This is a genomic window from Paracraurococcus lichenis (assembly GCF_030657435.1).
GTDB lineage: Bacteria > Pseudomonadota > Alphaproteobacteria > Acetobacterales > Acetobacteraceae > Paracraurococcus > Paracraurococcus lichenis.
This window is the reverse complement of record NZ_JAUTWS010000106.1, coordinates 1-12,172: the sequence shown is the minus strand read 5'-3', so window position 1 is coordinate 12,172 and position 12,172 is coordinate 1. Positions and strand designations below refer to the sequence as shown.

Annotated in this window: 10 protein-coding genes and 2 pseudogenes; 7 read left to right on the top strand and 5 right to left on the bottom strand. The window is 66.4% G+C overall.

Annotated elements, in window-relative coordinates:
• The 3 genes from Q7A36_RS35255 to Q7A36_RS35245 form a co-directional block, all read left to right on the top strand.
• Nucleotides 1–676 (top strand): IS256 family transposase (locus Q7A36_RS35255; protein ID WP_305108481.1); only part of this gene is annotated, 676 nt, incomplete at its 5' end.
• A 40-nt stretch (nucleotides 677–716) separates the two neighbouring features.
• Nucleotides 717–980: a hypothetical protein gene (locus Q7A36_RS35250; RefSeq protein WP_305108480.1), complete on the top strand. Its 264-nt coding sequence runs from the start codon at nucleotides 717–719 to the stop codon at nucleotides 978–980.
• Nucleotides 981–1,057: 77 nt separating this feature from the next.
• The gene (locus Q7A36_RS35245; RefSeq protein ID WP_305108479.1) at nucleotides 1,058–1,951 is read left to right on the top strand and encodes an IS5 family transposase; all 894 of its coding nucleotides are present in this window, start codon (nucleotides 1,058–1,060) and stop codon (nucleotides 1,949–1,951) included.
• A gap of 46 nt (nucleotides 1,952–1,997) precedes the next feature.
• Here the strand turns inward: Q7A36_RS35245 and Q7A36_RS35240 are convergent, their stop codons facing one another.
• Both Q7A36_RS35240 and Q7A36_RS41830 read right to left on the bottom strand, forming a co-directional pair.
• Nucleotides 1,998–2,687, bottom strand: a complete 690-nt coding sequence (locus Q7A36_RS35240; protein ID WP_370655762.1) for an IS1595 family transposase — start codon at nucleotides 2,685–2,687, stop codon at nucleotides 1,998–2,000.
• A gap of 101 nt (nucleotides 2,688–2,788) precedes the next feature.
• Nucleotides 2,789–2,881, bottom strand: a pseudogene (locus Q7A36_RS41830) (hypothetical protein); the annotation flags it as partial.
• Nucleotides 2,882–3,148: 267 nt separating this feature from the next.
• Here Q7A36_RS41830 and Q7A36_RS41825 point away from each other — a divergent pair.
• From Q7A36_RS41825 to Q7A36_RS35220, 4 genes and pseudogenes are all read left to right on the top strand, one after another.
• On the top strand, nucleotides 3,149–4,240 hold the full coding sequence (locus tag Q7A36_RS41825) for a sensor domain-containing diguanylate cyclase (protein ID WP_370655763.1): 1,092 nt from the start codon (nucleotides 3,149–3,151) through the stop codon (nucleotides 4,238–4,240).
• A 35-nt stretch (nucleotides 4,241–4,275) separates the two neighbouring features.
• Nucleotides 4,276–5,631: a transposase gene (locus tag Q7A36_RS35230; RefSeq protein ID WP_305108477.1), complete on the top strand. Its 1,356-nt coding sequence runs from the start codon at nucleotides 4,276–4,278 to the stop codon at nucleotides 5,629–5,631.
• Between the two features lie 353 nt (nucleotides 5,632–5,984).
• Nucleotides 5,985–7,010, top strand: a pseudogene (locus Q7A36_RS35225) (IS110 family RNA-guided transposase).
• A 327-nt stretch (nucleotides 7,011–7,337) separates the two neighbouring features.
• Nucleotides 7,338–8,303 (top strand): IS5 family transposase, encoded by a 966-nt coding sequence (locus tag Q7A36_RS35220; protein ID WP_305108476.1) that lies wholly within the window; start codon nucleotides 7,338–7,340, stop codon nucleotides 8,301–8,303.
• Between the two features lie 302 nt (nucleotides 8,304–8,605).
• Here the strand turns inward: Q7A36_RS35220 and Q7A36_RS35215 are convergent, their stop codons facing one another.
• The 3 genes from Q7A36_RS35215 to Q7A36_RS35205 form a co-directional block, all read right to left on the bottom strand.
• A complete protein-coding gene (locus tag Q7A36_RS35215; RefSeq protein WP_305108475.1) occupies nucleotides 8,606–9,631 on the bottom strand; it encodes an IS110 family RNA-guided transposase in 1,026 nt (341 codons plus the stop codon).
• Between the two features lie 100 nt (nucleotides 9,632–9,731).
• Nucleotides 9,732–11,039, bottom strand: a complete 1,308-nt coding sequence (locus tag Q7A36_RS35210) for an IS4 family transposase (protein WP_305108482.1) — start codon at nucleotides 11,037–11,039, stop codon at nucleotides 9,732–9,734.
• 138 nt (nucleotides 11,040–11,177) lie between these two features.
• Nucleotides 11,178–11,612 (bottom strand): response regulator, encoded by a 435-nt coding sequence (locus Q7A36_RS35205; RefSeq protein WP_305108474.1) that lies wholly within the window; start codon nucleotides 11,610–11,612, stop codon nucleotides 11,178–11,180.
• Nucleotides 11,613–12,172 lie beyond the last annotated feature (560 nt).

The following is a 12,172-nucleotide window of genomic DNA, read 5'->3' as shown; positions in this document are numbered from 1 at the left end:
GATCGGGGCGACGCCGGAGGGCAAGAAGGAGCTGGTCGGCTTTCAGGTCGGGGTGCGCGAGAGCGCCCAGAGCTGGCACGAGCTGCTGGCCGGGCTGAAGGCGCGCGGCCTGGCTATCCCGCCCGAGCTGGCCATCGGCGACGGCGCGCTCGGCTTCTGGAAGGCGCTCGAGGAGGTCTTCCCGACGACCCGGCAACAGCGCTGCTGGGTGCACAAAACCGTCAATGTCATGGACAAACTGCCGAAGTCCGTCCAGCCCGCGGCCAAGCAGGACCTGCGCGAGATCTGGCAGGCGCCCGACCGCGCCACCGCCGAGGCGGCGATCACCACCTTCACCGAGAAGTACGTGGCCAAGTACGAGAAGGCGGTCAGCTGCCTGCTCAAGGACCGCGACGCGCTGCTCACCTTCTACGACTTCCCAGCCGAACACTGGGATCATCTGCGGACCTCGAACCCGATCGAGAGTGTGTTCGCCACCGTCCGACACCGCACGGTCAGGAGCAAAGGTGCGCTGTCGCAGGACACTGCCCGGCTGATGGTGTTCAAGCTCGTGATGGCAGCTGCCAAGAGCTGGCGCCGCCTCAAAGGCGAGAACCAGTTGCCGAAGGTTGTGCAGGGTGTCAGGTTCCGCGACGGCGTCGAGGTCATCCAGACGCCGGCACAGACCGCCGCCTGATCAGCAGGCCGTCACCCAGTTTCCCGCATAGCTCGCTTGGGTGGTCGAGGCGCTGGTGTTCCTGCTGACCGGATTGCAGGCCCGGATCGTGATCGGCACGCTGGCCAGCAACGGACTGGACCACGCGCTTGCCGTTGGTTTGGCGATCAGTGCGACAGTGATCGTCGTACGCTTTGCCTGGGTGTTCCCGGCGACCTATCTGCCACGCCTTATTCCGACCGTGAGACGGCGTGACCCATGCCCCGACTGGCGTTTGCCCTTTCTTGTTGGATTCACCGGGCTACGCGGCGTGGTAAGAGTCTGAACGCGAAATAAGCAGGTTTTTTGGGTCGCACTCGACACGTTCGGCGAGCGCTGGGCCGTCCCCACCATATGAGGGCAATGCCTTCTGCTGGTATTCTCGACCTCGTTGATGTGCGGCCCCCCTCTATCCGCCGCATTCCTCACCCCAGCCCCGGCGACGGCTGGAACGTCCTGGCCGACATTGAGGTGTTCATCTTCGCTGTCGAGGCCGAACTGGCGGCCATGGACCGCGAGCGGGTCGGCGTGCATCGCCGCGGCTGCAAGCCGGACCTGAGCTTGCGACGGCGCGTCATCGGGCTGATCTGGATGCTGAGTTTCGGGGGCATGCAGTGGCGCATCGCTGGGCTGCTCTCGGGCATTCCCTTCACCACGCTGCACACCAGCTTTGCCCGCTGGTCTCGCCGAGGGCTGTGGCGCCGGCTGGGCCAGCGTCTCGCGTTCGATTGGCGGCTGGCCTGCGGCGACGAGGTCCTGCCCTCGGCGGTGGTGGCCGACAGCCGCTCGCTGCGTTCGGCCCCGACCGCCTGGACGCGCGGCATCGATGGCGGCAAGCTGGTCAAGGGCATCAAGCTTTGCGTCGTATGCGGCAAGCATGGCTCGCTGCTCGATCTCGAGCTTCACCCGGCCAACACGGACGACCGCGCGGGCATCCTGCCGACGCTGCCACGGCTGGCTGCGCTCGGCTTCCAGGGTGATCTCCTCGGCGACAGCGGCTACAAGGGCGCTCCCTTCGCTGAAGCGGCACTCGCGCACGACATCCATGTCTCTGTTTCGCCCGGTGGCACGCGGGATGGGCGCTTCCTGCCGAACGGGATCCGTTGGGTGGTGGAGCGGCTGTTCGCCTGGTTCAGCCGCTACCGCCGGCTCAACATCGTGTACGACCGCGCGCCCGACCTCTTTGCCGCGCACGTCTGGATCGCAATGATCTCAATCATTTCGCGCCGCCTCGTCGCGCACACTCAGGCACAATAAGGAATGGCTCTTATCGGGATCCGGGGTGACGGCGCGGAGGGGCATGTCAGGCCACCAGCGCGGCGATGAGTTGCCCGAGGAGGGCTCTGCCGCGGCGGCGCGCGTTGTGCAATAACGCGAAGAAGGTGAGATAGAGTGGCAGCTTGTCCTGGGAGATGCCCCGGTGCGGCCGCAGCCACGACCGCAGGAGCGACCACACCCCCTCCATGGTGTTGACGTGCACCTCGCAAAAGCCATCGCCATCGTCGTCGCGGGCGTACTCGCCGTGAGCATGGCAGACCGTCTGGTGTCCATAGCCCCAGGCCTCCAGACGGGCGTAGATGTCGTACTCGTCGGTGTAGACTTGGCTCCCCGGCGCGACCGTGGCGGTGATGATCGGCTGGATCGTCCGCTGCTGCACATTGGGCAGCATGCGCATGACCAGCTGGCCGCCACGCTGGACCAACCCGAGGACGGGTGGTTTGTCCTTCTCCAGCGTGCCGCGTCCCGGCGCACCTGCCAGGCGGCGCCGGCGCCCGAGCCGCCCCTTTTTGCGACCGCAGCAGGCTGGCCTTTGTGGCCGGCCACGACGTAGACCTCGTCCACCTCGACGTCGCCCTCCAGCCGCACGGGCGGGGTCTTGGCGGCAAAGCCGCAGCGCAGCTGCTCCGTCATGCTCTGCACGTCCGAGGCGGACAGGCCCAGTTCCGCGGCGATCTGTCGGTTCGACAGGTTCAGGCCCATGAAGTAGAGGCACAGCACCCAGACACGCAGGGGCTGGTGATGCCCGGCCAGGACCGTGCCGGTCAGGTCATCGAAGCGCTTGCCGCAGGCGTTGCATCGATAGCGTTGGCGATGCGGCTGGCTATCATCATGGCCAGCGCGCACCACCGCCTTGCTGTCGCAGCCAGGACACTGCACCTGCTCCGGCCAGCGGTGCTGCCGCACCATGGCGAAGCACTTGGCGTCGTCCAGCAAAGACGCGAGGTTGACCAGCTCTGCGCCGACCATGACAGGGCCTCCAGCACCGGACCGCACCCGCCCTGCATCCCATCAGGTTCCGGTCAGGCCGGCCAGTCCTCATCTCCCCGGATCCCGACAAGAGCCAGGTTTTATACGCAGCGCCAGTTCGACGGCGTACCGCTCTTCATCAATGTCGCCGTGGCCGTCGACGACGTCTACTCGGCTTGGCGGCGCAAGGCCGCCGTGATCGGCGGGATGACACTCCTCCTCGTGGGCGCGATGGCCGTCCTGGTCATCCGTCTGAACCGCGAGTTGGCGCGGCGCCGAACCCTTGAGGAGGCCGCGCGCGCTAGCGAGGCCACATTTCGCCTGCTGGCGGAGAACTCGGGCGACGGCGTATGCCGCCTCGATGCCGAGGGTAGGCGGCTCTACACCTCGCCCGCGAGCGCCGCGATATACGGACGCCCCGTGGAGGAGCTCGTCGGTCGCCACCTACTTGACGATATCACATCGGAGGACGCAACCGCCGTCCGGGACGCCATCGCCCGTCTGCGGGGAGGTGAGGCGGCCACCCGAATTGAATTCCGTGCCGTCCGACCGGATGGGGCGCCGGTCTGGGTCGAGGCATCTTGGCGCGCGCTGCGGAACCCTGTGACCGGCAGGACTGAAGGCATTGTCGCTGTCAAGCGCGACGTGACGGAGCGCAAGGCTCTAGAGCGCAGGCTGGCTGCCCTGGCGCGTACCGACGGTCTGACCGGCCTGCCCAACCGTCGGGCCTTCGATGAGGCCTTGGCGTTAGAGTGGAGCCGGGCTCGACGCGAAAGCACGCCGGTCTCCCTGCTGTTACTCGATGTCGACCGCTTCAAGCTCTTCAACGATACCTATGGCCACCCCGCGGGTGACGCGTGCCTGCGGGCCGTCGCCGGGGCAGTTGCTTCCGCCGTCCATCGCCCTGCGGACCTGGTGGCGCGCTACGGCGGCGAGGAGATCGTGGTGCTACTGCCAAACACCTCGGCAGCGGGCGCCGAGATGTTGGCTGAACAGGTGCGTGCCGCGGTGGAGGCGGTCGGGCTGACGCACACGGCGAACTTGCCCTCGAGCGTGGTCACGGTAAGCGTCGGCGTCGCGACGGCGTTGCCCGCGGCTGATCCGGATCTGTTTGCCGAAGCGCTCTTGGCGGCGGCGGACGCGGCGCTCTATTCAGCCAAGCACTCCGGGCGCAACCGTGTTACGGTTGCCGCCTCGGTGCCGCCTCCTGCGGTACCGCCTCCCGTGCCCGTGGACGAGGAAGCGCGCTTGGCTGCGCTTGCCGCCTATCAGCCCGTTGACGAAGTGGCCCTGGCTTGATTCGGTTGGTCCTGGACGCGAGCGGCAGGTGTGGCATGGCGCTGGGACGGCAGAAGGGGCGGCAGTCGGATCTGCTGGTGACCTGGGCGGAGATGCCGCGCTCGCCCGGGCACGCGTTCTACGACCGGCTGCAGGCTGAACTGCTCAGCGCCGAGTTCGATGGCTTCGTCGAGGGCCAGTGCGCGCCCTACTACGCGGCGCGGCAGGGCCGGCCTTCGCTGCCGCCGGGGCGGTACTTCCGCATGCTGTTGGTCGGCTACTTCGAGGGGATCGACAGCGAGCGTGGCCTGGAGTGGCGCTGTGCCGACAGCCTGTCGCTGCGCGAGTTCCTTCGCCTCGGCGAGCGCGAAGCCGTGCCGGACCATTCTTGGCTGAGCCGCACCCGCGCCCGTCTGCCGCTCGAGGTGCACGACGCAGTGTTCACCTGGGTACTACAGCGCCTGGCTGAGCGTGGCCTGATCAAAGGCGAGCGGATCGGCGTCGATGCCTCGACCATGGAGGCCAACGCCGCCCTGCGGGCGATCGTGCGGCGCGACGGTGGCGAGAGCTACCGCGAGATGCTGGTGCGCATGGCTAAGGAGAGCGGCATCGAGACGCCGACGGCCGAGGACCTGATCCGGCTGGATCGCAAGCGCAAGGGCAAGACGCTGTCCAACGCCGAGTGGGAGAGCCCGACCGATCCGGATGCGCGCATTGCCAAGCTGAAGGACGGCCGCACCCACCTGGCCTACAAGCCCGAGCACGCGCTGGATCTCGACACCGGCGCGGTGGTCGCGGCCGAGATGCACAGTGCCGACCGGGGCGACACCGCGACCCTGCCCGACACCCTGGCGAGTGCGGCCCGGCACCTGGCCGCGGTTGAGGCGGCGCCGAGCGCCGCGGCGCCTGCCGAGATGGTGGCCGACAAAGGATATCACTCGCGCGAGGTGCTGAAGACGCTCGGCGACGGGCCGTGGAAGACCCGGATTGCCGAGCCCAAGCGCGACGGCTTCTCGCGCTGGCATGGCGATGACGCGGCCCGCCGCGCCGTCGTGAACAACCGCACTCGTCTGCTGTCCGGCATTGCCCACGTCGCGTTCAAGCTGCGCGCCGAGGTGGTGGAGCGGAGCTTCGCGCTCATTCTCGACCGCGGTGGCATGCGTCGAGCCTGGCTGCGCGGGCGGGAGAACCTGCACAAGCGTTATCTGATCCACGTCGCCGGCTACAACCTCGGCCTGATCATGCGGCTGCTGACGGGGGCGGGGACGCCTCGGGGGTTCCAGGCCAGGGTTTCGGCCTTGCTTGCTGCGATCTCCACACAGAACGGTGGTTTGGTCGTCATTCTGATCGTCGCCGCCGGCGATCAGACCGCCGCCATCGCCTTCAGCATTGCACCAGACCCGTTCGGCTGACTGACGGCTTTCTCAACGGGCTGCTATGAGGGGGTGGGGGTCGCCGGTCCGAGCAAGGAAGAGCTCGATCGGGTCACCCGCCTCGCGGCGGCGCTGCTGGGGACGCCGATCGCCGCCATTTCGCTCGTCGGTGAGGACCGGCAGGAATTCGTTTCGCGCGTTGGTCTCGAACAAGAAGGCACGCCGAAGGATGTCTCTTTCTGCGGCCATCTTGTCGCCAGCGATGAGGAGATCCTTGTCGTCCCAAACGCAGCGCTCGACCCGCGCTTCTCCACCTTGATGGTGTGGACGCCCCCCCGACGGCATCGATGTGCCAAGGTGGAGGTGTTGAGCAACCATCAGGGGAGGCGTCCGTGGGACAGGCTAGCACAATCGGGCTCGACGTTGCGAAGAACGTATTTCAAGCGCATGGCGCCGACGCGGCCGGGCATGTGGTATTCCGCAAGCGCCTGGTACGGGCCAAGGTGCTCGAGTTCTTTGCCCGACAAGCACCATGCGTCGTGGCGCTGGAGGCCTGTGGTGGCGCGCACCACTGGGCGCGAGAGATCGGCAAGCTGGGCCACACGGTGCGGCTGATCCCGCCGGCTTACGTCAAGCCCTTCGTCAAGCGGCAGAAGAACGACGTGGCCGATGCCGAGGCGATCTGCGAAGCGGCGCAGCGGCCGGGCATGCGCTTCGTGCCGGTGAAGACCGATGCGCAGCAGGCGAACGCCCTTGTTTTCCGGACCCGCGACCTGCTGGTGCGGCAGCGGACGCAGTGCATCAACGCGCTCCGTGGGCACCTGACCGAGTATGGCCATGTCGTGCCGAAGGGGACCGATCACGTTGACCAGCTGGTTGCTCTGGTCAAGGATGAGACATCGTAAGTGCCGAAGGCTGCACGGGGCATCCTGCAGGTCCTGATCGACAGCATCGAGGCGCTCGGGAAGCAGATCGACGACCTCGATGCTGAGATTGGCCGGCGCGCGAAGGACGACCCTGTCGTACGGCGGCTCATGACGATCCCGGGTATCGGCCCGATCGCGGCGACCGCGATCGTTGCTCTGGTGCCAGCACCGGAGGGCTTCCGGGCCGGGCGGGACTTCGCGGCCTGGCTTGGGCTGACCCCGCTGCAGAGATCAACCGGCGGCAAGCAGAAGCTCGGGGCCATCTCGAAGATGGGTGAGCGGACCATCCGCCGGCTGCTCATCCTGGGCGCCAGCGCGGTGGTGCGCTGGGCGGTCCATCGTGGGGCAGCGCCGGGCTCCTGGCTGGCGCAGATGCTCACGCGCAAGCCGCGCATGCTGGTCACCACCGCGCCGGCCAACAAGACGGCCCGGATCGTCTGGGCGCTGCTGGTGAAGGGCGGGACGTACAAGGCTCCGGCCGTGGCGGCGTAAGCCCGCCGCGGCCACCGAGGCGTAGGGCGAGCGAACGGAGGACATGGCGCAACAGTCGGCGAGACGGGATCGGGAAAACCAGTGTGCAACAACGTACCTTGAGTACGCCGCTTTGCTCTGGACCTGATCCGCGAATTCCCATGCAGGCCGGCGGTCCATGGCCGCGCAAGAGGCCGGACAGATGGCAGCATCCGACTACGCGTCACCGCACTCCTGCAGTTTTCCCTTGCCCAGAAGGGGGCGTCCACAGATGGTGCAGCAATCGCCGGATCGGCTGGCGTGGGGTAGGCTGAGACGAGGGCGAGCCCTCGTTCGAGGGGGCCCACTATGCCATTCAAAATGAACGCCGACCGCCGGCACCACATTCCGGTCCAGCAGCACCGGGTCAAGAACTGGGCCGAGTACAACGCCGGCCTGCGCGCTCGCGGCAGCCTCACCGTCTGGTTCACAGCTGAAGCGATTGAGGCCTGGCACGCGGCGCCGCGCATCACCCCAGGCGGGCAGCCCTGCTACTCCGACCTGGCCATCACGACGGCCCTGACCCTGCGCGCGGTGTTCCGCCTGCCGCTGCGCCAGACCGAGGGGCTGATCGGCTCCATTCTGCAGCTGCTCGGTCTCACTCTGCCCGTCCCGGACTACACCACTCTGAGCCGTCGGGCTGAGACGCTCGAGGTGCTGCGGCCAAAGGCGGGCAGCAAGCCCGTGCACCTGCTGGTGGACAGCACGGGGCTGAAGCTCTGTGGCCCCGGCGAGTGGCTGGTTGAGAAGCACGGCAGCAAGCGGCGGCGCGGCTGGCGCAAGCTGCACATTGCTACCGACGCCGACACGGGCCGGATCGTCGCGGTGCTGCTGATTGACAAGGATGCTGACGATGGTTCGCAGGTCGGCGCCTTGCTCGAGCAGGTTGAGGAGCCGATCGCGTCCTTCAGCGGTGATGGCGCGTACGACCGTGACGATGTCTACGCCGAGGTCACGGCACGGCATCCCGATGCTGCTGTGGTCGTACCACCTCGCGCGAACGCGGTGCCGAGCGACGCTGCGGAGACTGCACCAACACAGCGAGACTGCCATCTGCAGTGTATAGCCGAGCGCGGCCGCATGGGCTGGCAAAAGGCCTCCGGCTACAACGACCGTGCCTTGATCGAGGCCGACATCTCGCGCTGGAAACGCGTCATCGGTGATGGGCTCCGATCGCAAACAGACGGACGTCAGGAGACCGAGGTCGCCATCGCCGCCAATGTGCTGAACCGCATGCTCGAGCTCGGACGCCCGACGTATGTCCGCGTTGCATAACCTCGAATGCGGGTAGGGCTACGTGCGTCTACACCGCTGATCCGTGCAACATCTGTGGACGCCCCCTTCAGGGCAAGGGAAAACTGCAGGAGTGCGGTGACGCGTAGTCGGATGCTGCCATCTGTCCGGCCTCTTGCGCGGCCATAGGCCGCCGGCCTGCATGGGAGTTCGCGGAGCGGGTCCACATCACACTGGCGTACTCAAGGTACCGTGTTGCACACTGGTTGTCCCGATCCCGTCTCGCCGACTGTTGCGCCATGTCCTCCGTTCGCTCGCCCTACGCCTCGGTGGCCGCGATGGGCTTACGCCGCCACGGCCGGAGCCTTGTACGTCCCGCCCTTCACCAGCAGGGCCCAGACGATGCGGGCCGTCTTGTTGGCCAGCGCAGTGGTGACCAGCATGCGCGGCTTGCGCGCGAGCATCTGGGCCAGCCACGAGCCCGGCGCTGCCCCACGATGGACCGCCCAGCGCACCACCGCGCTGGCGCCCAAGATGAGCAGCCGGCGGATGGTCCGCTCACCCATCTTCGAGATGGCCCCGAGCTTCTGCTTGCCGCCGGTTGATCTCTGCAGCGGGGTCAGCCCAAGCCAGGCCGCGAAGTCCCGCCCGGCCCGGAAGCCCTCCGGTGCTGGCACCAGAGCGACAATCGCGGTCGCCGCAATCGGACCGATACCCGGGATCGTCATGAGCCGCTGTGCGACAGGGTCGTCTTTCGCGCGCCGGCCAATCTCGGCATCGAGGTCGTCGATCTGCTTCCCGAGCGCCTCGATGCTGTCGATCATCACCTGCAGGATGCCTCGTGCAGCCTTCGGTACTGACGATGTCTCGTCCTTGACCAGTGCAACCAGCTGGTCAACGTGATCGGTCCCCTTCGGCACGACATGGCCATACTCGGTCAGGTGCCCGCGGAGCGCGTTGATGCACTGCGTCCGCTGCCGCACCAGTAGGTCGCGGGTTCGGAACACCAGGGCGTTCGCCTGCTGCGCGTCGGTCTTCACCGGCACAAAGCGCATACCCGGCCGCTGCGCCGCTTCGCAGATCGCCTCGGCATCGGCCGCGTCGTTCTTCTGCCGCTTGACGAAGGGCTTGACGTAAGCCGGCGGGATCAGCCGCACTGTATGGCCCAGCTTACCGATTTCCCGGGCCCAGTGATGCGCACCGCCACAGGCCTCCAGCGCCACGACACACGGTGCCTGTCGCGCGAAGAACTCCACCACCTTGGCCCGCACCAGGCGCTTGCGGAACACCACATGTCCGGCCGCATCAGCACCGTGCGCCTGAAAAACGTTCTTCGCGAGGTCGAGCCCAATCGTGGTAGCCTGTCCCACGGACGCCTCCTCTGGTGATCGTTCAACACATCCACCTTGGCACATCGATGCCGTCGGGGGGCGTCCACACCATCACACTGGACGCTGAGACCCACCCCTTTCAGGGTGTTGCTGCCTTGGCCTCGGCGAGGACGCGGGCGGTTGAGACGTGCGTTCGTGCGGTCTTGCCATCGACGTAGCCCTTCTTTGCGGCCGGTTTGGGCTTGCGTGGGCTGGCCGCGACCTGCCGCGGCACGACGTTGCGGGCGAGCCGTAGCAGATGCGCGGCGACCGCAGTTGGGTCGGAGTTGCCGGATAGCCACGGCGCGTCGGGTAGCGCGATGAGCATGCCCTCGTAGCCGCCGCGAACTTGCAGAGCCAAATGGTAGAGCGACACCTGCAGGGCGGGGTGAGTGGCCAGATGCGCCTGCTCGATGCAGCGTTGCAGCAGGACGAGGACATTGTAGGCGAGCACGGCAACAGCGAAGCCGAGCAGGGCGGCACGCGGATGACCGAGGCTGCGCAGCTCGCTGTTCAGTGCCGCTTCCAGCCGCTGGAACATGCCTTCCACCGACCACCGCCGACGATACAGCTGGGCAATCTGTCGCGCGTCAACCCGCTCAGGCAGATTGCTCCACAGTCGGATCACGCTCTCGCCCGCCTCGGTCGGCGTGTCGAGAGTGAGCTCAATGCGCCGCCAAGCCTGGGACGATCCGGCCAACTCGATCCGCTGCTCGCGCACCACACCAGTCTCGCTGCGGCCGCAGTCGCGCCAGGGTCCCTCTGCCGCCAGCTTCGGATGACGGCTGTGCTCGCGCACCAGGAAGCCGGCCTGCGCCGCCTGCCAGCCCAGCAGGACCGTTCGCGTGCAGAACTGCCGATCGGCAATCCACAGCTGCCCCGGTTCAGCGCTGTCGAGCAAGTCAACGACGGCGGCGCGCTCGCTCTGGTGTGCGTCCTCACAGGGCAGGATGTCGGTGACCAGCCCGCAGTCCGGATCATAGACCACCAAAGTGTGCCCCGGCAGCGCCGCGCCGCGGTGCCCGCGCAAGGGGGCGAGGCGCTTCTCGCTGGCCGGCAGGTGGTTGCCGTCGAGTACGCGCAACTGCCAGCCCGGCAGGCTGGCGCCGCCATCCCAGCCCACGGTCACCGGCGCCAGCCGCTCGGCACTGCCGCGGACCAGCGCCCGCAGCACGCCAGGCTCGGTGCGATTGACCTTGTCGTAGAGCGCGCCGAGCGACACCGGCAGCGTCTCCAGGCTCCGCGCCGCCGCGTGCAAGGACGGGCGCAGGCCGAGGGAGACCAGCGTCACCAGCTCGATCACGGTTGAGAACAGCAGCTCGCGCGAGTACTGCCGCTGCCGATGCTCTTCGAACACCGCGTCGATCCACTCGCTCGGGAGGGCGTGCTCCAGCGCAATCCGTGCCATCACGCTCGCCGGCGCGCGCTGCTCAAAACGCTCGAGGACAGAGGTCTGCATGGCGTCGCTTCCGTTCCTGCCCGCAATCGCAAGCCGAAAGATGGTCCGACCTCAACACCCTGAAAGGGGTGACGCTGAGACCAGATGCTAGACGTTGTGGTCTGTGTGTCGACGCCCTCCTGCCGGCCGAGCACCAGTGCGGACCTGCTCCATGACGTTCAGCACGGCAGGAACAAGCGCATCGTAGCCGCCGGGTTTGTGGAGCCTCAGTGTCGGCCAGCCAAGGCCACGCAAATCGGCTTGCGGTGCGTCGTTATCGAAGCCGGTGATGACCACCACAGGCAGGTTTGGAGCGTGCTGCCGCAGAGCACGGATGATGCGCTGACCGGCAACGTCGTCGCCAAGATGTAGGTTCACGACTGCGACCGTGATCCGGTCTGCCACTGCGGCCTGGGCCATGGCCTCTGTCTCACACACGGCGAAGATCGTGTCGAACCCCTCCGCGGCAAGCAGGCTCTCGGTCAGAAGGGTAAGCAGGGCCTCGTCCTCTACGATCAGTGCCAGTGGCCGTGCCTCGCTCACCGTATTGCCGTCCTACATAAGAGTGGAAGATCAGCAACACGTGCCCTGGATAGTTCAGTTCTTCAAAGGTAATATAACAAACAAGATATATTCTTCAGAATGAAGTTTATCGCGCATATGGCGATAAGGCGTTCTACTCACGTTTGAGTGAGGCGCGTTGTATACGTTCTAGTCGTCTTTGTGACGCTTCCTAGGTGATCTGTACGGCGACCTGGAGTTGGGCACGCTGATCGCCACTCGGGTCTGTAAGCAATTACGAACGGACTGTACGGAACAGATCAACCTTCAAAGCGAGACCTATATGCGCAAGGCACGGGAAGTGAGTGGGCGTAGGCTCCGTAAATCGGCACCACTTCTCTTGGCAGTCTTGCAAGATGCAATTACTGCTTTCGATGATGGAAGGCGCGATGATTGCCTTGAAATCATAGACTATATAGGCCGAGATGCTGTTGCTGAGGCTACATTTAGCCCATTAGTTTTCAGAAGCGAGATCAATGGTTTTCAGAGAAACGTTCATTCTAGTAACAATGAACGGGTCCGACGGGGCCTGCCCGCTTAGG